The organism is Paraburkholderia phymatum STM815 (assembly GCF_000020045.1).
In the GTDB taxonomy this organism is placed as follows: domain Bacteria; phylum Pseudomonadota; class Gammaproteobacteria; order Burkholderiales; family Burkholderiaceae; genus Paraburkholderia; species Paraburkholderia phymatum.
The window spans coordinates 451,524-471,161 of sequence record NC_010625.1 but is presented as its reverse complement, the minus strand read 5'-3'; the positions used below and the strand labels follow the sequence as shown (position 1 = coordinate 471,161).

General features: G+C 65.9%; 19 protein-coding genes. 14 read left to right on the top strand and 5 right to left on the bottom strand.

What is annotated here, in order from left to right; all coding sequences use genetic code 11:
- Positions 1-7: 7 nt before the first annotated feature.
- From BPHY_RS29730 to BPHY_RS29715, 4 genes are read left to right on the top strand one after another with little or no spacing between them, the layout of a single operon-like run.
- Positions 8-1,189, top strand: a complete 1,182-nt coding sequence (locus tag BPHY_RS29730) for an ATP-grasp domain-containing protein (RefSeq protein WP_012405171.1) — start codon at positions 8-10, stop codon at positions 1,187-1,189.
- Positions 1,164-2,192 carry a methenyltetrahydromethanopterin cyclohydrolase gene (mch, locus tag BPHY_RS29725; protein ID WP_012405170.1) on the top strand — a complete coding sequence of 343 codons (1,029 nt, stop codon included), beginning with the start codon at positions 1,164-1,166 and terminating at the stop codon, positions 2,190-2,192. The genes BPHY_RS29730 and mch overlap by 26 nt, the downstream gene beginning before the upstream one ends.
- A 1-nt stretch (position 2,193) precedes the next feature.
- Positions 2,194-3,147: an ATP-grasp domain-containing protein gene (locus BPHY_RS29720; protein WP_012405169.1), complete on the top strand. Its 954-nt coding sequence runs from the start codon at positions 2,194-2,196 to the stop codon at positions 3,145-3,147.
- Complete coding sequence (locus BPHY_RS29715; protein ID WP_012405168.1) at positions 3,147-4,085, top strand: triphosphoribosyl-dephospho-CoA synthase; 939 nt, start codon at positions 3,147-3,149, stop codon at positions 4,083-4,085. The genes BPHY_RS29720 and BPHY_RS29715 overlap by 1 nt, the downstream gene beginning before the upstream one ends.
- Before the next feature lie 28 nt (positions 4,086-4,113).
- Here BPHY_RS29715 and BPHY_RS29710 read toward each other — a convergent pair whose 3' ends face one another.
- Positions 4,114-4,527 (bottom strand): dihydroneopterin aldolase, encoded by a 414-nt coding sequence (locus BPHY_RS29710; protein ID WP_012405167.1) that lies wholly within the window; start codon positions 4,525-4,527, stop codon positions 4,114-4,116.
- 201 nt (positions 4,528-4,728) lie between these two features.
- Between BPHY_RS29710 and BPHY_RS29705 the strand changes: the two genes are divergently transcribed.
- The 4 genes from BPHY_RS29705 to BPHY_RS29690 are packed head-to-tail and all read left to right on the top strand — an operon-like array spanning position 4,729 to position 8,061.
- Positions 4,729-5,310, top strand: coding sequence for a flavoprotein (locus tag BPHY_RS29705; protein ID WP_012405166.1), 582 nt, complete (start codon positions 4,729-4,731; stop codon positions 5,308-5,310).
- Positions 5,310-6,695, top strand: a complete 1,386-nt coding sequence (locus BPHY_RS29700; protein WP_012405165.1) for a DUF6513 domain-containing protein — start codon at positions 5,310-5,312, stop codon at positions 6,693-6,695. The genes BPHY_RS29705 and BPHY_RS29700 overlap by 1 nt, the downstream gene beginning before the upstream one ends.
- 2 nt (positions 6,696-6,697) lie before the next feature.
- Positions 6,698-7,291: a DUF447 domain-containing protein gene (locus tag BPHY_RS29695; RefSeq protein ID WP_012405164.1), complete on the top strand. Its 594-nt coding sequence runs from the start codon at positions 6,698-6,700 to the stop codon at positions 7,289-7,291.
- Entirely contained in the window at positions 7,288-8,061 is a 774-nt protein-coding gene (locus tag BPHY_RS29690) for a (5-formylfuran-3-yl)methyl phosphate synthase (protein ID WP_012405163.1), read from the top strand. Before BPHY_RS29695 ends, BPHY_RS29690 begins: the two co-directional genes overlap by 4 nt.
- On the opposite strand, the gene BPHY_RS29685 is transcribed toward BPHY_RS29690, so the two are convergent.
- The 3 genes from BPHY_RS29685 to BPHY_RS29675 are packed head-to-tail and all read right to left on the bottom strand — an operon-like array spanning position 8,043 to position 10,713.
- On the bottom strand, positions 8,043-8,633 hold the full coding sequence (locus tag BPHY_RS29685) for an amino acid kinase family protein (protein ID WP_012405162.1): 591 nt from the start codon (positions 8,631-8,633) through the stop codon (positions 8,043-8,045). The two genes, BPHY_RS29690 and BPHY_RS29685, sit on opposite strands and share 19 nt — an antisense overlap.
- A gap of 30 nt (positions 8,634-8,663) precedes the next feature.
- Positions 8,664-9,725, bottom strand: a complete 1,062-nt coding sequence (locus tag BPHY_RS29680) for a hydantoinase/oxoprolinase family protein (RefSeq protein WP_012405161.1) — start codon at positions 9,723-9,725, stop codon at positions 8,664-8,666.
- On the bottom strand, positions 9,715-10,713 hold the full coding sequence (locus tag BPHY_RS29675) for an ATP-grasp domain-containing protein (RefSeq protein WP_041766024.1): 999 nt from the start codon (positions 10,711-10,713) through the stop codon (positions 9,715-9,717). Before BPHY_RS29675 ends, BPHY_RS29680 begins: the two co-directional genes overlap by 11 nt.
- Positions 10,714-10,958: 245 nt before the next feature.
- Between BPHY_RS29675 and BPHY_RS29670 the strand changes: the two genes are divergently transcribed.
- From BPHY_RS29670 to BPHY_RS29655, 4 genes are read left to right on the top strand one after another with little or no spacing between them, the layout of a single operon-like run.
- Positions 10,959-12,299, top strand: a complete 1,341-nt coding sequence (locus tag BPHY_RS29670) for a molybdopterin-binding domain-containing protein (RefSeq protein ID WP_012405159.1) — start codon at positions 10,959-10,961, stop codon at positions 12,297-12,299.
- Complete coding sequence (locus BPHY_RS29665) at positions 12,296-13,984, top strand: formylmethanofuran dehydrogenase subunit A (protein ID WP_012405158.1); 1,689 nt, start codon at positions 12,296-12,298, stop codon at positions 13,982-13,984. Before BPHY_RS29670 ends, BPHY_RS29665 begins: the two co-directional genes overlap by 4 nt.
- Positions 13,984-14,958, top strand: a complete 975-nt coding sequence (gene fhcD / locus BPHY_RS29660) for a formylmethanofuran--tetrahydromethanopterin N-formyltransferase (RefSeq protein ID WP_012405157.1) — start codon at positions 13,984-13,986, stop codon at positions 14,956-14,958. The genes BPHY_RS29665 and fhcD overlap by 1 nt, the downstream gene beginning before the upstream one ends.
- On the top strand, positions 14,955-15,779 hold the full coding sequence (locus tag BPHY_RS29655) for a formylmethanofuran dehydrogenase subunit C (RefSeq protein WP_012405156.1): 825 nt from the start codon (positions 14,955-14,957) through the stop codon (positions 15,777-15,779). The genes fhcD and BPHY_RS29655 overlap by 4 nt, the downstream gene beginning before the upstream one ends.
- A gap of 7 nt (positions 15,780-15,786) precedes the next feature.
- Here BPHY_RS29655 and BPHY_RS29650 read toward each other — a convergent pair whose 3' ends face one another.
- A complete protein-coding gene (locus BPHY_RS29650) occupies positions 15,787-16,710 on the bottom strand; it encodes a LysR family transcriptional regulator (RefSeq protein ID WP_012405155.1) in 924 nt (307 codons plus the stop codon).
- Between the two features lie 265 nt (positions 16,711-16,975).
- Between BPHY_RS29650 and glyA the strand changes: the two genes are divergently transcribed.
- Both glyA and BPHY_RS29640 read left to right on the top strand, forming a co-directional pair.
- Complete coding sequence (glyA, locus tag BPHY_RS29645) at positions 16,976-18,292, top strand: serine hydroxymethyltransferase (protein WP_012405154.1); 1,317 nt, start codon at positions 16,976-16,978, stop codon at positions 18,290-18,292.
- 46 nt (positions 18,293-18,338) lie between these two features.
- Positions 18,339-19,604: an aminotransferase class V-fold PLP-dependent enzyme gene (locus BPHY_RS29640; RefSeq protein WP_012405153.1), complete on the top strand. Its 1,266-nt coding sequence runs from the start codon at positions 18,339-18,341 to the stop codon at positions 19,602-19,604.
- Positions 19,605-19,638 lie beyond the last annotated feature (34 nt).

Below are 19,638 nucleotides of genomic sequence, written 5' to 3'. Positions count from 1 at the left end.
GTCCGCCATGTCGCCGCCCGTTGTCGTCGTCGCCGCGCTGTCCGCCCGCATGCTGGCCGAGTCGGCGCGGCGTGCCGGCTGGCGCGTGATCGTGCTCGATCTGTTCGGCGACACGGACACGCGGCGCGCGTCGGGCATGTGGTATCCGATCGGCGACGCCGCGTCGCTGTCGATCGATCCGCGGCGCGTGCGCGACGCACTCGACGCGGCCAGCCGATTCCCAAACGTGATCGGCTGGATTGCGGGCAGCGGTTTCGAAGCGCATCGCGAGTTGCTCGACGACAGACATATCGCGCTTGTGCACATCGGCAACACCCGCGAAGCGCACGAAGCCGTGCGCGATCCGATGCGGTTTTTCGCGTTGCTGGACGACGCGGGCATTCCTCATCCCGACACGCAATGGCAGGCGCCCGCCGACGCAACGGGTTGGCTCCTCAAGCGCGCGAACGGCACGGGCGGCGTGCATATCCGCCATGCCATGAAGACGGGCACCGACGGAGACGGCTATTTTCAGCGCCACCACGCGGGCCGTTCTATGTCGGCGCTGTTCATCGCGGATACGCGTCGCGCAGCGATCATCGGCTTCAATGAACAGTTGATCGTTTCGAGCTGCACGCATCCGTTCGTCTATGGCGGCGCGTTGGGGAACATCGACGTGCCCCAGTCGCTGCGCGAACAGATCGCCCGCGCGGTGAATGCGATCGTGTCGCGCAGCGGACTCAAAGGGCTCAATAGTCTCGACTTCATTTTCGACGGCGAGCGTTGCTTCGTGCTCGAAGTCAACGCGAGGCCGTCAGCGACGCTGTCGCTTCATGACCGCGACGCCAGCCCGTCGCTGCTGGCGCTGCATACGCGCGTGTGCGCGGGCGCACCGCTCCACGCCGACGACCTGGACTCACTCGGCCAGCCGCTGCCGATGCGCGGCGAGCTGATCGTCTGCGCGGATCGCGACCGCAAGATATCGCCCGAATTCGTGCAGCGCGCGTTGAATCTCGGCTGGTGTCACGACATTCCCGTCACGGGCAGCGCCGTCGCCGAGGGCGCGCCATTGTGCAGCGTATCGGCCAGATCCGCGCACGGCACGCCACCAGCCACGCTGCGCGCGGAACTCGCCGCCCGCGCGGCAACCCTTCTCTCCATCGATAACACCCGGAAATCAGGCCATGCTGACCTCCTCCTCTCTCGCTGATGTGTCGCCGCCGCCTTCGTTCCTGAGCGTCAACACGCTAGTTCAGCCGTTGATTACGAGTCTGCTCGAACGACACACGGAACTCGGCATCGACGTGAAACGCGACGAGCGCGGCGTGACGATCGTCGATGCGGGCATCGATACGCCCGGCAGCGTCGCCGCAGGCATCGCGATCGGCGAGATCTGCATGGGCGGCCTGGGGCGCGTCGCGTTGCGCTCCGCTGCCTCGCGCAACGCGACGGATGAATGGCCGACCTTCGTCGACATCGCCAGCGCGCAACCGGCCCTGGCCTGCCTCGCGTCGCAGTATGCGGGCTGGAGTCTCGCGGCGAGCAAGGAAGAAACGGGCGGCAAGAAGTTCTTCGCACTCGGCTCGGGACCCGCGCGCTCGCTTGCGTGCAAGGAGCCGCTATTCGACGAACTCGATTACCGCGACGTCGTGTCGACGGGCTGCCTCGTGCTCGAAGTGGATCACACGCCGCCCGCTGTCGTGATCGACAAGATCCTGCGCGACTGCAACTTGCAGCCGCGCCATCTCACGCTGATTCTCACACCGACGTCGAGCCGCGCGGGCACCACCCAAGTGGTCGCGCGCGCACTCGAAGTCGCGCTGCACAAGGCCCATGAACTCGGTTTCGCGCTCGGTGACATTCGCGAAGGCTCGGCGAGCGCACCATTGCCGCCGCCCGCGCCGGACGGCATCGAAGCGATGGGCCGCACCAACGACGCCATCCTGTACGGCGGCCGCGTGCATCTGAGCGTGACGGGCAGCGACGACGCGGCGCGCGATCTCGCCCGACGCCTTCCGTCGTCGGCATCGAAAGACTTTGGCCGGCCGTTCGCCGACGTCTTCAAGGAATACGAATACGACTTCTACAAGATCGACCCCGCACTCTTTGCGCCCGCCGAAGTCTGGGTCAGCAACCTGACCACGGGACGCACCTTCCATGCAGGCGCGGCACGTTTCGATCTGCTACGTCCGCTGTGGCTCGACGAGGTCTGAGATGACAGGCACCCCGCTCGCCGTCGCGATCATGACGGACGAAACCGGCTGGCACACGTCGCGTCTCAAACGTGCGCTGCGCGAGCGCGGCGCGCAGGGCCGCTGCGTCGATCTGGCCGACTGCCGCTTCGACACCACGCATGCCCCGCACGGACTTGCGATTCCCGGCTACGGACGCAGCCTGCCCGACGCCGTCATCGTGCGCGGCATCGCGGGCGGAACCTTTGAGCAGGTGACCGTGCGGCTCGGTATCCTGCACGCGTTGCGGGAACTCGGCGTGCCCGTCTACAACGATGCTCGCGCGATCGAACGCAGCGTCGACAAATCGATGACGACCTTTCTGCTGCATCGCGCCGGGATTCCGACGCCGCCGACATGGGTGGGCGAGTCCGCCCCGTTCGCGCAGCGCGTGTTGATGCGCGAAGCCACGCAAGGTCACGAGGTCGTAATCAAGCCGCTATTCGGTTCACAAGGCAAAGGCGTGATGCGGATCGGCGCGAGCCGCGAAGGTTGCGAGCCGCTTCCCGCGTTGAAGGCGTATGGCCAGCTCGCGTATCTGCAGCGCTTCGTCAGGCCCGTCAGCGAGCCGGGCTACGACTGGCGCGTGATGGTGATCGGCGGCAAGGCGGTGACGGCCATGCGCAGGATCAGCGCGCATTGGGTGCACAACGTCGCGCAGGGCGCGCGCTGCGAAGCGGCGGAGCTCGGCGCGCCGCTCGCGGCGCTCGCCGAACGCGCCAGCGCCGCGCTCGGACTCGACTACGCGGGCGTCGACCTGATGCCTTGCGACGACAACGCGTTCGGCGCGACTGTGATCGAGGTGAATGGCGTGGCCGCGTGGCGCGGCCTGCAATCGGTGACGTCGTTCGATATCGCGGGCTGCATCGTCGAGGATCTGCTGAGCCGGCGCATGGCGCGTGGGCTGCGCGCCGCCGGCATCCAGGAGGTCGCATGATGTCCGCCACGCGCGCCGATGCAATCGCCGACGCCTTTGCGTGGGCCTGCGCACTCGACGTGCTGTGCGCGAAGCCTGGCAACGTCAGTTTCGGCGCGCCCGGGCATCGAATGACAGCCGATCTGTTCATCGCCAGCGCGCAGGCGGCGGGCCCCGCCGTGACGGCGTGCGGCGCAAGCGTGGGGGAACGTATCGAACGCGCGGTGAGTCTGTCGATGCAGGCAGCCGGGTGCAATACGAACCTCGGCATCGTCCTGCTGTGCGCGCCGCTCGCGCATGCGTTCGAGAACCTGCGCACCGCGCACCGCGCGCCGACCGCACACGAAGCGCATCTCGCCGTGCGCGACACCCTGTCGCGTCTGGATCTGAACGATGCGTGCGCCGCTTATCGCGCGATTGCACTCGCCAATCCGGGCGGACTCGGTGAAGCGCCCAGCCAGAGTGTAGGCACCGCGCCAACCGTCGACCTGCTCAGCGCGATGACCTTGGCGAGAGACCGCGACAGCATCGCCCGTCAGTACGCGAGCGGCTTTGCCGACGTACTCGGTTACGGCGTGATCCAGTTGCGAGCGGCCTTGGGCGCGGCGCCCATCGAGGTCACCGATCAGCCGCGTCTGCTGCGAGCGGTGCTCAAAACGTGGCTCGCGTTTCTGTCGCACTGGCCCGACTCACATATCGCGCGAAAACACGGTATTGCGGTGGCGCGCGCAATGACGCGCGATGCCCGCGCGTGGCACATGCAAACGGCGCTCGACTTCGGGAAGCTCGCGGCATGGGACGATGCGCTGAAATGCGAAGGCATCAACCCGGGCACGACTGCCGACCTGACGGTAGCCACGCTGTTCGCGGCCGCGTGCCTCGATCCTTCGCTGCTCCATGTGCGTTGCATGGACGCCGCCGTCCGCGCGGCCAGCGTCGACATCGCAGCCGCGGGCTGAAGCGCGGCTGGCTCGCGCGCAACCACGATCACGGCCACCGCACGGTCCGCTCGATCGTCACGCCTACTGCCTTTACGTTCGCGAACTTCGCGGGCTTCGCCAGCGACACGCGCGCCCAGTGCGCGCCGAAGTCGACGATCAACATCTGTGCGACCGTTTCCGCGAGCGCCTCCAGCAACTGCATCTTGTGCGTCGCGAGCAGCGACGCGAGCGCCGCGTGCACCTTGCTGTAGTCGATCGTGTCGCCGATCAGATCGGTATCGCACGCGTGACTATGCGGCACGCCTGCCCATAGATCGATCCTCACCGGCTGCAGACTGGTCAGTTCATCCGGGTCGATTCCGATCACCGTATCGCCCTCGAAGCCTTCGATAAAAATCAGGTCCATCTCGGATGCAGGGAGATGCGGCCGCGCGAGCACGCTCTTGTCGATCACGTTCATCTGGGTTCCTTACTGTCGGTCCGTTGAAGAACGCGCATGCAAGAAGCGGCCCAGGCACGAATGTCGCATGCAACGGGTACGAATGCGCCCGCGCAGGCCGTGTATATCCAGCACATCGGCTAATCACCGCACAGCCGGCTCATCGCGGCGCGTCGCATTGTGTATCGCAAACTGAACAACCTGGCTGCGCCACCGACGACGATGACGACGACCCATATGCAGCACACGCCACGCTTCGCGTGGGCGATCACCGGCTCCGGGCATGGACTGGTCGAGTCGATCGATATGGCGGCGACACTGCTGCCTCACGTCGATCTGTTCCTGTCGCGTGCCGCCGAAGAAGTGCTGCCGCTGTACAAGATCGAACTCGCGCAACTCAAGGCACGCTTCCGGGTGTTCCGCGACAACAGCGCGAGCGCGGTGCCCGTCGGCATGCTGTACGACGAGAACCGCTATCACACGGTCGTCGTCGCACCGGCGACCAGCAATACCGTCGCCAAATGCGCGTTGGGCATCTCGGATACATTGCCGACCAACATGTTCGCGCAAGCGGGCAAACTGGGCATCCCGGGCATCGTGTTCGCATGCGACACACAGCCCGTCGTCGTGACGATGAGTCCGCTCGACTGGGTCGAACTGCGTCCGCGCCGTATCGAACTCGATAACGTCGAGCGGTTGAAGCGGATCGATCATTGCCGCGTCGTGTGCTCGCTGGACGAACTGCGCGCGGCGCTCGCTGCGCGCATTGGCGAGATCGACGTAACGTGCTGTGCGGGCGCCTGATGGAACACATCGTTTTCCTCACCGGCCGCCTCGCCCAGCCCGCGCTCGAACGCGTGCTGCACAGTCTCGCGCCCGCGCCGTTCAGCTGGGAGATTCGGGAGATCGGCTTGCAGGTCGCGGCCCTGATGACGGCCGATATGATCCGGCGCCGCGTCGCCGCGCCCATCGCGGCCGACCGCGTGATCGTGCCCGGCCGATGCCGCGGCGATCTCGACGCGCTCGCCGCGCACTACGGCATTCCCGTGCAGCGCGGCCCCGAGGAACTCAAGGACTTACCGGGTTGGTTCGATTGCGGCACCCGCGCCGTCGATCTGACGAAGCACGATATCGCGATCTTCGCGGAGATCGTCGATGCGCCGCATCTGAGCGTCGATGCGATCTGTGCGCGAGCGGCGAGCCTCGCGGCCGACGGCGCCGACGTGATCGACCTCGGCTGCCTGCCCGCGACGCCGTTCCCGCATCTCGCCGATACGATCCATGCGTTGAAGTCGCAAGGTTACAAGGTCAGCGTCGATTCGATGGACATAAAGGAACTGGTGCGCGGCGGCCGCGCGGGCGCGGATTATCTGCTGAGCCTGACGGCCGATACGCTCTGGGTGCTCAACGACATCGACTCGACGCCCGTGCTGATTCCGCGCGAGCCAGGCGACGAAGCCTCGCTGTACGAAGCTATCGATACGATGCTGCAACAGGGCCGCACCTTTCTCGCCGATCCGATTCTCGATCCGCTGCCCTTCGGGCTGTTGAAATCGCTGACGCGTTATCAGCGCCTGCGCGAACGCTATGCCGACGCGCCGATCCTGATGGGCACAGGCAACGTCACGGAACTCACGGAAGCGGACACCAGCGGCATCCATGCGGTGTTACTCGGTATCGGCGTCGAGCTGGGCATCGCGGGCATTCTCACGACCCAGGTCAGCGGCCATGCGCGCTGCGCGATACGCGAAGCCGATGTTGCCCGCCGCATGATGTACGCGGCTCGCGAAGGCCGCACTCTCCCCAAGGGCATCACCCGGCAGTTGATGACGGTGCACGCGAAGCATCCGTTTCCGGATACGCCCGAAGAGATCGCCGCGACGGCGGCCGCTATCCGGGATCCGAACTTTCGCGTTCAGGTCTCGACGGACGGCATTCATGTGTACAACCGTGACGGCCATCATCTCGCCGCCGATGCGTTTGCGCTCTGGCCGTATCTGCGTCTGCAAGCGGACGGCGCACACGCTTTCTACATGGGTGTGGAGCTTGCGCGCGCGGAACTCGCGTGGCGGCTCGGCAAGCGCTACAGCCAGGATCAGCCGCTGGAATGGGGATGCGCGATCCCGCCAGACACAGCCGGCCTGCTCGCGCAATGCGCGCCCGGCGCGACTCGCAGAAAGGAAGCCTGACCATGATCCACGAAACCGTCGTCACGACCGTCACGCCCGAGGGCAAGCCGCACATCGCGCCGATGGGCGTGCGCCAGCAGGGCGATACCTTTCTGCTGATGCCGTTCCTCCCGTCCGCTACCTACGACAACGTGATCTCGACAGGTTGCGCCGTCGTCAACTTCACGACGGACGTGCGGGTGTTCGCCGGCTGCGTCACGGGCCGGCGCACGTGGCCCACGGTCGCCGCCCGTCACGTGCGTTGCGTGCGGCTCGCCGATACGCTCGCGCACGCCGAACTGCGCCTTGCGTCGGTGGAGTACGACTCGCAGCGCCCGACGCTCGTGATGGAGTGCGTCGCCCGCTGCACGAATGCGCCGTTCACAGGCCTCAACCGCGCGCAGGCCGCCGTCATCGAAGGCGCGGTGCTGATCAGCCGGCTCACGATGCTGCCGCGCGAGAAGATCGACGCAGAGCTGGCCTATCTGTCCATCGCCATCGGCAAGACAGCCGGGCCGCGCGAGCTGCAGGCCTGGCAATGGCTGATGGATGCAGTGCATGCTTTCTTTGCGAGACCGGCCGAGGCCGATCATGTTCCGACCGAGGAGGCCTTATGATCCGTATGCTCGCCAGTGTGCGCAATCTCGATGAGGCGCGCGACGCCGCCCGCGCCGGCGCCGATCTGATCGATCTGAAAGAGCCCGGCGCAGGTGCGCTCGGCGCGGTCTCCGCACCGCGCATCGCGCATATCGTGCAATCGCTGCGCGCCGGCTTTCCGCACCTGCCCATCAGCGCGGCGATCGGAGACCTGCAGCCGGGCGACGACGCGGGCCTCGAGTTTCGCGCAGCGCAGGCGGGCCGTTGCGGCGTGGACTATGTCAAGGCGGGTGTGCCGGCCGATGGCGGCTCGTTCGATGTCGCGTGCCGAACGCTCGCGAGCATGCGCGAGCTTCAATGGAACATGGTGCCCGTGCTGCTGGTCGACAACGGCCTCGATTTGCGGATCGTCGACTACGCGTCCGAGCTGCGCTTCGCTGCCGTAATGGTGGATACGGCCACCAAGAAGCGCGGCAATCTCTTTCAATGCGTGCCGCTCGCGGTGCTCGACCGTGTGGTGCAGATCGCGCGTTCGCACAATGTGATGGCGGGACTCGCGGGCTCGCTGCTGAGCGGGCACGTACCGCTGATTCGCGCGCTCGGCCCCGATATCGCCGGCTTCCGCACGGCACTGTGCGACGGCTCGCGCACAGGGCGCCTCAATGCCGCGCGCGTGCACGATCTGCGCGCGCGGCTGTCGTACCCAGCCCATACGCCAGGCGCGGCGAGCCCCGCCGCCAACGATACCGGCTTCGGCACCGTCGCAGTCGGTCAGTCCGTCGTCGCGTGAAGCAGCAGGTCGCGCACGCGCGCCCCGTCGGTCCGGCTCAGCAGATCGACGGGATACGGCGCGTCGTGCGTGAATCCCGCCAATGACCGGTCGACGATGCCCAGCGCGGCATATTCGTCGATCGATCGGTCCCGCTCGATCTCGCAAGACTTCACGATCAGCAGACGTTCCGCGTTCAACCGATTCGCGAGCCAGGCGGCAAGGCTGTCCGACGTGACGTCCCAGCTGGTCAGCCGGTTGGGCTCCTGATACAGCAGGTCGAGGGGCGCCCATACCGCGACTCGCCCCGCATGCAGCGCGGCGCGGATCTGTGCATCCGTAGCAGCGATCACGAGGCGCCGCGATATGCCGTGCATCATCAGCGCGCATTGCGCCATCGCCAGCACGGCCATGTTGTGCGCGGCGACGTCGTCGAAACGCCAGATGTCCTGATGCTCGCGCGCCTGCTCCGCGAAATCGCCGCCGCCCGGCACGATTACGACGCGCCCGCCGCCGAAGTCGACCAGATCCGTGAGCCATTCTTCGAGCAACGGATCGCGGCTCATGCTGCCGCCAATCTTCACGACCCACATAGATGCCTCATGTGCGGAGTTTGCCGAGGTTCAAACGGTCGCGTTGGCCGCGCAACGTTCGTCCGCGCGCAACAGCGCGACGGCGACGGCGGGCGCGCAGACCTGCGCCCACCGCGCGGCTGTATCGTCGGCGTCGACGAGCGACGCAAACGGCATCACGTCGCGTCCGAACTGGGCTGCCAGCTCGTCGGCGAGAAACGCCCCAGAGCCCGCCGCGACGAGCACGACATCATGCCCGAGGCCGACCCGCCCGAGCACCTGCGCAAGGTTCGCCGACAGATGCGCGAGCTGTGCCTTGCGCCATTCGCGCGCGAAGCACTCCCAGTCGGCCATCGACGCTTCGCGCGCATCGCGGCCGATCATCCGCGCGACACGCCGGCAGCTGCCGAGCCGGTCCTTCTCGCCGCCATCGGCAGCGGGGTGCTGATCGTGCAGCGGATCGAGTTCGCGCGTCAGCCGGTAAATATCGGCTGTGGTCGCGAACAGTTCGTTCATTACGTTGTGCAGCTCTCCGCCAAAGCGGATGCGCTGCGCGAGCGCGCATAAAGGCGTGCGCACGACGCCCTGATAGACGAGTTCGCCGGATCTGAGCCGCTGCGCATCGTCCGACCCGCGCGAAACGAGCATACCTTCGCGGATCGCGATGAAGTCCGTCGTCGTGCTGCCGATATCGACGAGCACCGCTGCGGGCACGCGCGCCGCGATCAAGGCCGCCGTCGCGTGCCAGTTGGCGGAGGCGACGTCAGCCCAACGGTCCGTGACGGCTTCGTATGGCTGCCATCCCGCGCACCCCGCGTAGAACGATGTGCGCGGCCCGAAGCGGTGTGCCAGCCGGTTTGCCAGCGCGCTCACGCCTGTCGCGCGATCGTCGAAGATATCGGCCATCTCGCCGCTCATCGTGACCGCGTGCTCGGCGTCGCCGTGATCGGGCCAACGCTGCGCGACGGCATCGAACACGGCGTCGAGATGCGCGAGGCCCTGCCATAGCGGGCAGACCCACTGCATCACATCGCACACGCGTCCTGACTCGACCCGCGCCGCCTTCACGTGCGCGCCACCGATGTCCCAGCCGATCACGAGATCACGCTGCATGGCGCCTCCACTCGAAGTCGTCGCCAAGATCGACATGTCCGGCGACCACGCTTGCGCCGAGGTTGAAATCAAGCATGCGGGACAGCGCCGGATAAGCGCACGTCACGCGCGGATTCACCTCGATCACGACAGGCCCGCGTTGCGGATGCCACACGAGATCGATGCCGACGAAGCCCGCCAGACCCGGCAGCGCGCGTGCGATGCGCGCGGCGAGCGCGCTGCACGTGGCGGCCTTGTCGTCGGATGGCGGGATGGCGTTCGCCGTCACGCCGTCATAGCTGAGCTGTCCATCGTCGATGCGGATATGCTGGCGGTTGATGCCGAGCAGTTGCATATGGCCGCGGCTGCACAGCAGGGAAAGACTGAGTGCATCGCCGTCGATCCATGCTTCGAGTGTCACGCTTTCACCCGACATTGCGCGGCGCAAGAACACGTATTCGGCCTGCCGGTAGTCGCGATAGACGCGGGTATCGACGGCGCCCGCTCCATCGTCCGGCTTGACGACCCAGGCGCTCGCATTGCACGCGACTTCGAGCGGTGCACTCTGCGACCACGCACGCGGCGTCGCAATGCCAGCCTGCGCCAGATGGCGCGATGTGCGGCGCTTGCTGCTTGCGATATGCAGGGTGGCCGCGTCGCAACCGATCCAGCGCGCGGAATCGACGGCTTCGCACAACGCGCTCAGCACGCCGCCCGTCTCCGGCGCGATGACCCACACGGCGTCGTGACGGCGTGCTTCCGCCGCGAGAAAACGTGTCGGCGGTATCGCGAACGGTGCACGACACCAGTCGGTCTCCTGCGACACCTCCATCACGTCCAGTGCTTCGTCGTGGCCCGCGACGCAGGTCAGCGCGATGTGGCCGGAACGCACGAGATCGCGCGCCACCGCGTCGCGCATCGCCCTGCCCTGCATTCGCAGTTCTGCGGACACGCCGCCGTCCGCGTCGCCGCAGGCACTGAGATGTTCGTACAGCAGGATCCTTTTCATCGCTTGCTCCCTGTGCAGATCGTCGCGTTTCGTGCCTCTGCATTCATGTTCCATGCCATCGGTCTCCACTCTGTGCGCCTGTCCTTATCGCGATTGAGCGACACGTGACAATGTGCATCGCGCACGGCGCAAAACACGTCGAACGAACCCGCCGCATCCGCGCCTCCAGGATCGATGCGGTTCGCACAACTGCATGCGACACGTGTCTTCAACGCAAATGGCACATGAGTTGCTGTCAGGCAGACATGACCTCGAACCGCTCTCCTACCTTCTGGACGTGTCCGTTCTGCCCGCTGTTATGCGACCGGCTTTCGATAGCGACGGACACGACATTGACCTTGAACGGCACCGACTGTCCGCGTGCGAAGCGGGCGCTCGCGCAGTTCGACACGCGTGCGGCCCGGACGCAGCCGTCGCTCGACGGCAAAGCGCTCGGCTTCGACGATGCGGCCGGACTCGCGGCGCAATGGCTCGCGCAAGCACGGCAGCCGTTGTTCGCGGGCATGGCCACTGACGTTGCCGGCACGCGCGCGCTGTATCGGCTCGCGAATGCGAGCGCCGCGATCATCGATCATGCGCATGGCCGCTCGCTGATGCGCAGCCTCACTGCGATGCAGGATCGCGGCGCGTTCACGACCACGTTCTCCGAAGTGCGCACGCGCTCAGACCTGATCGTCTGCTTCGCGGCGACACCCACGGCGCGCTACCCCGAGTTCTTCCAGCGCTGCGGGATCGGCGCAGCGCCGCGGGATGCGTCGGGCTCCGCACAACGCGAAGTGATATTCGTCGGCAGCGACATCGATGCGGACCTCGCGCGCGACGCACAACCAGCAACAGTCTTGCAACGCGCGATACCGCTGCATGGCGACCTGTACGAAACGGTTGCGTTGCTGAACCTGCACGTCGATCAGCTTCTGCAAGACAAACCGCATGCGGGCCGCGCGCCCGAGCTGGCAGATCTCGCCAGCCGGATGCTCGCCGCGCGCTACGTGACGCTCATCTGGAACACAGCCGATCTGCCGGGCGATCATGCGGCGCTGCTCGTCGAAGCGCTCGACCGGCTGACCAAGTCGATCAATCTCAGGACGCGCGCGGGCTATCTCGCGCTCGGCGGCGACGACGGCGCGGCTACCGTGAACCAGACGCTGACTTGGATGTCCGGTTTGCCACTACGCACAGGCATCCATCGCAACGGCCTCGAACACGATCCGCATCGCTACGACACGGCGCGTCTGCTCGCAGACCATGCCGTCGATGCGCTCGTCTGGGTCGCCAGTTTCGGCGTGGATTTGCCGCCGCCACAAAGCGGCGTGCCGACCATCGTGCTAGGTCATCCCGGACTCGCGCCGATTTGCTCGGATCGACAGGGACCCACGCTGTTCATTCCCGTCTCGACACCCGGCATCGGCTCCGCCGGACATCTGTTCCGCGCGGACGGCGGTATCGTGCTGCCGCTCGTGCCTGTCTACGAAGACACGCTGCCCGCTGTCGCGCACGTCGCAGCCCAGATCGCGCAGGCCCTTGGTGCATCGCGTGCGGGCGCGTCATGGGCCGCGAGATGCGCGTCAAAGGAGCCAGCGCGATGAGCACGTTCCGCTTGCGAGGTGGCCGCGTGTACGACCCTGCGTCACGCATCGACGGGCAGATCATGGACATCTGCGTGCGCGACGGCAAGATCGTCGATCTGCCCGAACAGGAGCCCGTGGATTACGACTACGACGCGTCGGGCATGATCGTGATGGCGGGCGGCATCGACATGCATTCGCATATCGGCGGCGGCAAGGTGAATCTCGCGCGTCTGCTGATGCCGGAAGATCACCGCAACCGGCGCGCGCCCGAAAATCCGCTCGAACTCGCTTCATGCGGCGACTGCACGCCGGGCACGTTCGCGACGGGCTACCGCTACGCCGAGATGGGCTACACGGCCGCGTTCGAACCCGCCATGATCGCGTCGAACGCGCGTCACACGCACCTCGAAATGGGCGACACGCCGATCATCGATCATGGCGCCTACGTGATGCTCGGCAACGACGATCTTTTCCTGCGCATGCTGGCGGAGCACACCGACTACGAACGGCTGCGCGATTATGTAGGCTGGTCGATCAACGCGAGCCGCGCGCTCGGCGTGAAGGTCGTCAACCCGGGCGGCATCTCCGCGTTCAAGTTCAATCAGCGCAGCCTCGACGTCGACGAACGTCACACGCATTACGGCATCACGCCGCGCAACGTGCTGCATGTGCTGGCTCGCGCGCTGACCGATCTCGGTGTGCCGCATCCGCTGCACATTCACGCGAGCAATCTGGGCGTGCCCGGCAACATCGACTCGACGCTCGCCACCATCGACGCGCTCGAAGGTCTTCCGGGCCACCTTACGCACATCCAGTTCCATAGCTACGGCGACGACGGGCCGATGAAATTTTCGTCGGCGGCGCATCGCGTTGCCGACGCCGTCAACGCGAATCCGAACATCTCGATCGACGTCGGCCAGATCATGTTCGGTCAGACGGTGACGGCTTCGGGCGACACGATGAAGCAGGTCAAACAGGCCGCGTTCGCTTCGCCGCGCAAGTGGATCGCGGGCGATATCGAATGCGACGCGGGCTGCGGCGTGGTGCCGTTCCGCTACCGCGAGACGAGCTATGTCAACGCACTGCAATGGACGATCGGCCTCGAACTGTTTCTGCTCGTGACGAACCCGTGGCAGATAACGCTCACGACCGATCATCCGAACGGCGGCCCCTTCACGAGCTATCCGCATCTGATCCGCCTGCTGATGGACAAATCGTTCCGCGACGAACAACTGGCGAAGCTTCATCCCGATGTCGCCGCCCAGTCGCCGCTTGCAAGCATCACGCGTGAGCTCGACCTGAACGAGATCGCGATCCTCACACGTGGCGCGCCCGCGCGGCTGCTGGGCCTCGCCGATCGCGGGCGGCTCGATGCGGGTGCCGCCGCGGATATCGCCGTCTACCGCGAGCACGCCGACCGCGAAGCGATGTTCCGCACGCCCGCTTATGTTTTCAAGGATGGCGAACTGGTCGCGCGCGAAGGGCGCATCGTCGCGACGCCCGCAGGCGGCACGCACTATGTCGAGCCGGAGTTCGACCGCTCGATCGAAAAAATCGTCCAGGACCACGGCGACGCCTACCTCGCGACCAACATGCGGCGCGCGCCCATCAGCCGCGACGAACTCTGCCTGTGCGGCAACGGCGGCCGTCTGCTGCCTGCTGCATGCGGCATCCATCGACAACCGCGTGCGGAGTCTGCGTGATGAGTGTGACAACTTCGCCGCGCAGCGTGCGCGGCGTATCGATCGACGACACCTTCGCCGAAGCCTTCCCGATGAAGGCGACGCGCCTCATCGTCACGGCGCGCGATGCCACGTGGGCGCGCAACGCGGCGCTCGCGGCAACCGGTTTTGCGACCTCGGTGATCGCCTGCGGCTGCGAAGCGGGCATCGAGCGCGAGCTATCGCCCGACGAAACGCCGGACGGACGGCCCGGCGTCGCACTGCTGCTGTTTTCGATGTCCGGCAAGGAACTCGCGAAACAGGTCGAGCGCCGCGTCGGACAGTGCGTGCTGACCTGCCCGACGACGGCCGTGTTCAGCGGAATCGAGAATGGCGAGCCGATTGCGCTCGGCAGGAATCTGCGCTTCTTCGGCGACGGCTGGCAGATCGCGAAAATGATCGACGGCAAGCGTTTCTGGCGCGTGCCAGTGATGGACGGCGAGTTCGTCGCCGAGGAAACCACCTCGGTCCTCAAAGGCGTAGGCGGCGGTAATCTGCTCTTTCTCGCGCGCGATACCGATGCCGCGCTTCGTGCCGCGCAAACGGCAGTGCGCGCGATGCGCGGCGTGCCGAACGTGATCATGCCGTTTCCCGGCGGCGTCGTGCGCTCGGGGTCCAAGGTCGGCTCGAAGTATCCCGCGCTGCCCGCTTCGACCAACGACGCATTCTGCCCCGGCCTTGCCGAACTCGCGCTTCGCACCGAACTGCACGGCGATGTGCGAAGCGTGCTGGAGATCGTGATCGACGGATTGAGCGAAGCAGATGTGGCCGAGGCAATGCGCGTCGGCATCGACGCCGCGACGGGAGGCGACGCGGGTGTCGCTCATGGCCTCGTGCGGATCTCGGCAGGCAATTACGGCGGCAAGCTCGGGCCGTTTCACTTCCATTTGCATCAGCTATGCGATCAACTGCGCGATCAACTGCGCGATCAACTGACCGAGCCGGAGGGCCGATGAAGCGCATCACGTTACGTCTGAAGCAGGCGCCCGCGTTGCGCATCGATGCGCGCGAATTACTGCCCGCTCGGCTCGCGGAACTCGCTACGCGAGACATCTGCGCCATCGCACTCTGGCATGGCGCTGAGCGGATCAGTGTCGGCGAACTGTTCGCAGTGGAGGTCGGCGAAGGCACGCGCGACGCACCGCAACTCGTGTTTGAAGGCGACATGCAGCGCTTCGACCGCCTTGGCATGCGCATGCATGCGGGACACATTCTCGTCGACGGCGACGCAGGCGATTTCGTCGGCTTGCAGATGAGCGCGGGAACGGTGCTCGTCGAAGGCCATTGCGGAAGCTTCGCGGCCTGCGAGCTAACTGGCGGACGTATCGAGATTCGCGGCAATGCGGGCGACTTCGCGGGCGCTGCGCTGCCGGGCGACATGGACGGCATGCGCGGCGGCACGCTCGTGGTTCACGGCGACGCAGGCGCGCGACTCGGCGATCGCATGCGGCGCGGCACGATCGCGGTATTCGGTTCGGCGGGCGCATTCGTCGCGTCGCGGATGGTCGCGGGCACCATCGCGATTACGGGCAAGGTTGGAGAACATCCGGCGTATGGCATGCGGCGCGGGTCACTCGTGCTGCTCGATCCCGCCTGGCCAACGACACCGCGCTTCGCCGAAAACAGCAGCGATATCGACGTATTCTGGCGGCTGCTCGTGCCAACGCTCGCGCGTGAAGGCGGCCCATTCGCGATGCTGTCGCGCGCGCATGCGCCCCAGCGGCTGCGCGGCGATGTGTCGGTTCAAGGCAAGGGAGAAATCCTGTTGCCGCGTTAGACCTTGATTAAACCTCCATCGCCACCCGCTCGCCCGCTTCGTGCGCGCCGCTCACGAGGCTGTCCCTGAACGCGGAGGCTGCCGTCGAAAGCTGCTTGCTCTCGCGATGCACCACATACAGATACCGCACGATGGGCAAATGCTCGACGTCGAGCACCTTGAGCCGCAGCGTTTCGAGTTCGGCCATGATCGTCGCGAGGGGAACGACTGACAGTCCCATGCCCGCCTGCACCGCCCATTTGATCGCCTCGTTGCTGCTCACTTCCATGCCGGGTCGAAAACTGACGCGGTGCTCGGCGAAGAAACGCTCCATCGCGCGGCGCGTGCCGGAACCCGACTCTCGCACGAGAAACGTCTCTCGCTCCAGCATGTCGAGCGCGATGCGGCGCTCGCGCACGAGCGCGTGATCGGGCGGCGCGATCATCACGAGCGGATTTCTTGCCACGCGTACGGCAGCGAGACCTTGGCCTTCTGGCGGCAACCCCATGATGGCGAGATCGGTCTCGTTGCTTGCCAGTTCGTTCAGCACGCACTCCCTGTTGCCGACAGAAAGACTCACCCGCACGCCGGGAAACGCACGCGTGAACTTCGCGATCAACTGAAGCGCAAGCGGATTGGCCGTGCCGCTCACCAGCGACACCTTCAGCTTGCCCTGCTTCATGTCGCGCAACTGGTCGAGCGACGTTTCGAGCACGGACAACTGTTGCTGAAGCAGCCGAGTATGGCTGTATAGCTCCTTGCCCGCAGCCGTCAGGAAGACACGCCGCCCGACCTGCTCGAAGAGCGGCATGCCGATACTGGTCTCGAGCTGCTTCAGTTGCGACGACACGCCGGGTTGCGTCAGATGAAGCTCTTGCGCAGCACGCGAAAAACTCAGGTGGCGCGCGCTCGCTTCGAACACGCGCAACTGACGCAAAGTCAGATGCAGCATCTCGCTCCCTATCCTTGAACGCAACCATCACCGCTCGATTTCACGTCTCAACTCTACCAGCCGGGGCTACGCCCGCAATGCCCATGAAGGGGTACTCCGCGAGGCTTCACGTCCGTCCGGCAAGGCTCGCACGCGTGGTTATGGGTCGGATAAGTAACCCGAATGAGTCTTTCTCGCGGCACGCCACTACCATCGTTTCAACAGGAATGCGAAGGGGATGCGCAACACGTCTGCCCTGTCCCGTCCACACAAGAGAGGTTCATCCATGTTCAGCTACAAAAACACGCTCGCCGTTACCGATCCGGAACTGCAGCATGCAATCGCGGCAGAAACGCAGCGCCAGCAGGATCACATCGAACTCATCGCATCCGAAAACTATACGTCGCCCGCCGTGCTCGAAGCACAGGGTTCGCAGCTTACGAACAAGTACGCGGAAGGCTATCCCGGCAAGCGCTACTACGGCGGATGTGAACACGTCGACGTCGTCGAGCAGCTCGCGATCGATCGCGCGAAGCAGCTGTTCAACGCCGATCATGCGAATGTGCAGCCGCATTCGGGATCGCAGGCGAATCAGGCCGTGTATCTGTCCGCGCTCACACCGGGCGATACGATTCTCGGCATGTCGCTCGCGCATGGGGGGCACCTCACGCACGGCGCGTCCGTGAACGTGAGCGGCAAGCTGTTCAACGCGGTGTCGTATGGCCTCGATGCCGAAACGGAAGAAATCGACTACGACACAGCCCAACGGCTCGCGGAGCAACACCGGCCGCGCATGATCGTCGCGGGCGCGTCAGCGTATTCGCTCGTGATCGACTGGCAGCGTTTTCGTGCGATTGCCGACAGCGTCGGCGCGACGCTGCTCGTCGATATGGCGCACTACGCCGGTCTCGTCGCGGCCGGCCTTTACCCGAGCCCGGTCGGTATCGCCGATTACGTCACCACCACCACGCACAAGACGCTGCGCGGTCCGCGCGGCGGCCTGATCCTTTCGCGCGCCGAAACCGCGAAGGCGATCGATTCGACGATCTTTCCCGGCATCCAGGGCGGCCCGTTGATGCATGTGATCGCGGGCAAGGCGGCGGCGCTGCGCGAAGCAATGACGGACGAATTCCGCCAGTACCAGCAACAGGTGCTCGTCAACGCCCGCACCATTGCGCAGACGCTCCAGCAGCGCGGCCTGCGGATCGTGTCGGGGCGCACCGACTCGCACGTGTTCCTCGTCGATCTGCGCGCGAAGAACGTGACGGGCAAGGAAGCGGAAGCCGCGCTCGGCCGCGCGTTCATCACGGTCAACAAGAACGCGATTCCGAACGATCCGCAAAAGCCCTTCGTGACGAGCGGCGTGCGCATCGGTTCGCCCGCTATCACGACGCGCGGCCTGCGCGAAGCCGAAGCGGAACAGCTCGCGCATCTGATTGCCGACGTGCTCGACGCGCCCGGAAACGATCTGGTGATCCGCCGCACTGCCGACGCCGTACTCGCGCTGACCGCCAGGTTCCCGGTGTATCGCGACGCACCCGACGCGCTGCGCGACGACGCACCGCGCGACGGCCGTGCAGCCGCCGGCGACGGCGCGCATTGACAACTTTCGAGCGACTTCTCAAGCCCATCAATCAAGGAGACAAACCATGTCGAACACTTCAGGCTCGCGCATCGCCGGACGCAATATCCTCGCCGTCCCCGGCCCGACGAACGTTCCCGACGCAGTACTGCGCGCGATGGTCGTATCAATGGAAGACCACCGTTCGACGAAATTCCCCGAGCTCGCGCATGGTCTGCTGTCCGACCTGAAGAAGATCTACCGGACGGCGGAAGGCCAGCCGTTCATCTTCCCGTCGTCGGGCACGGGCGCATGGGAAGCGGCGCTGACCAACACGCTGTCGCCCGGCGACCGCGTGCTGGTGCCGCGCTTCGGCCAGTTCAGCCATCTGTGGGCCGATATGGCGCAGCGGCTGGGCTTCGATGTGGAAATTCTCGATGTCGATTGGGGCGAAGGCGTGCCCGTCGAGCGGATCGCGGAGATTCTCAAGGCGGACGGCCAGCACACGATCAAGGGCATCCTCGCCTGCCACAACGAAACGGCAACGGGCGTGACGAGCGATATCGGCGCGCTGCGCCGCGCGATGGACGACGCGCGTCACCCAGCCTTGCTGTTCGTCGACGGGGTGAGTTCGATCGGCTGCATCGATTTCCGCATGGACGAATGGGGCGTCGATCTCGCGGTGACGGGTTCGCAGAAAGGCCTGATGCTGCCGGCGGGTCTCGGCATCCTGTGCGTGAGCCAGAAGGCGCTGAAGGCCATTAGCCACGCGAAATCGCGCCGCTGCTACTTCGACCTCGCCGACATGGTGCGCACCAACGCCACCGGCTACTTCCCGTACACGCCCGCGCTGTCGCTGCTCTACGGGTTGCGCGCCGCGCTCGACCTGCTGTTCGAGGAAGGGCTCGAGAACGTCTTCGCGCGCCATCACTATCTCGCGGCGGGCGTGCGTGCCGCCGTCACGGAAGGCTGGGGACTGGAACTGTGTGCAAAGGCGCCCAGGTGGCATTCGGATACCGTGTCCGCGATCGTCGTGCCGGAAGGCGTCAACGCCGCGCAGGTGATCGACACCGCGTATCGCCGCTACAACCTCGCGCTCGGCGCGGGGCTTTCGAAGGTCGCGGGCAAGGTGTTCCGCATCGGCCATCTCGGCGACCTGAACGAACTGATGCTGATGAGCGCGATCGCGGGCGCGGAAATGGCGATGCTCGACGCCGGCATCGACGTGCGTCCGGGCAGCGGCGTCGGCGCGGCTGGCCAGTACTGGCGCACGCACACGCCGGGCGCACAGGCGGACCACGCGAGCGTGCAACCGGCTGCCAACCCTGCGCCGCGCCGCGTCGCCGCTGCCTGAGAGCCGTATCCGATGCACGCGCATCGGACCGCGC

Bases quoted from the DNA above. Each gene is read 5' to 3' on its own strand.
- BPHY_RS29690 (WP_012405163.1), top strand. From the start codon at position 7,288: ATGATCCGTATGCTCGCCAGTGTGCGCAATCTCGATGAGGCGCGCGAC.
- mch (WP_012405170.1), top strand. From the start codon at position 1,164: ATGCTGACCTCCTCCTCTCTCGCTGATGTGTCGCCGCCGCCTTCGTTC.
- fhcD (WP_012405157.1), top strand. From the start codon at position 13,984: ATGAGTGTGACAACTTCGCCGCGCAGCGTGCGCGGCGTATCGATCGAC.
- BPHY_RS29640 (WP_012405153.1), top strand. From the start codon at position 18,339: ATGTCGAACACTTCAGGCTCGCGCATCGCCGGACGCAATATCCTCGCC.
- BPHY_RS29695 (WP_012405164.1), top strand. From the start codon at position 6,698: ATGATCCACGAAACCGTCGTCACGACCGTCACGCCCGAGGGCAAGCCG.
- BPHY_RS29715 (WP_012405168.1), top strand. From the start codon at position 3,147: ATGTCCGCCACGCGCGCCGATGCAATCGCCGACGCCTTTGCGTGGGCC.
- BPHY_RS29675 (WP_041766024.1), bottom strand. From the start codon at position 10,713: ATGAAAAGGATCCTGCTGTACGAACATCTCAGTGCCTGCGGCGACGCG.
- BPHY_RS29705 (WP_012405166.1), top strand. From the start codon at position 4,729: ATGACGACGACCCATATGCAGCACACGCCACGCTTCGCGTGGGCGATC.
- BPHY_RS29650 (WP_012405155.1), bottom strand. From the start codon at position 16,710: ATGCTGCATCTGACTTTGCGTCAGTTGCGCGTGTTCGAAGCGAGCGCG.
- BPHY_RS29730 (WP_012405171.1), top strand. From the start codon at position 8: ATGTCGCCGCCCGTTGTCGTCGTCGCCGCGCTGTCCGCCCGCATGCTG.
- BPHY_RS29685 (WP_012405162.1), bottom strand. From the start codon at position 8,633: ATGTGGGTCGTGAAGATTGGCGGCAGCATGAGCCGCGATCCGTTGCTC.
- glyA (WP_012405154.1), top strand. From the start codon at position 16,976: ATGTTCAGCTACAAAAACACGCTCGCCGTTACCGATCCGGAACTGCAG.
- BPHY_RS29655 (WP_012405156.1), top strand. From the start codon at position 14,955: ATGAAGCGCATCACGTTACGTCTGAAGCAGGCGCCCGCGTTGCGCATC.
- BPHY_RS29700 (WP_012405165.1), top strand. From the start codon at position 5,310: ATGGAACACATCGTTTTCCTCACCGGCCGCCTCGCCCAGCCCGCGCTC.
- BPHY_RS29670 (WP_012405159.1), top strand. From the start codon at position 10,959: ATGACCTCGAACCGCTCTCCTACCTTCTGGACGTGTCCGTTCTGCCCG.
- BPHY_RS29680 (WP_012405161.1), bottom strand. From the start codon at position 9,725: ATGCAGCGTGATCTCGTGATCGGCTGGGACATCGGTGGCGCGCACGTG.
- BPHY_RS29710 (WP_012405167.1), bottom strand. From the start codon at position 4,527: ATGAACGTGATCGACAAGAGCGTGCTCGCGCGGCCGCATCTCCCTGCA.
- BPHY_RS29720 (WP_012405169.1), top strand. From the start codon at position 2,194: ATGACAGGCACCCCGCTCGCCGTCGCGATCATGACGGACGAAACCGGC.
- BPHY_RS29665 (WP_012405158.1), top strand. From the start codon at position 12,296: ATGAGCACGTTCCGCTTGCGAGGTGGCCGCGTGTACGACCCTGCGTCA.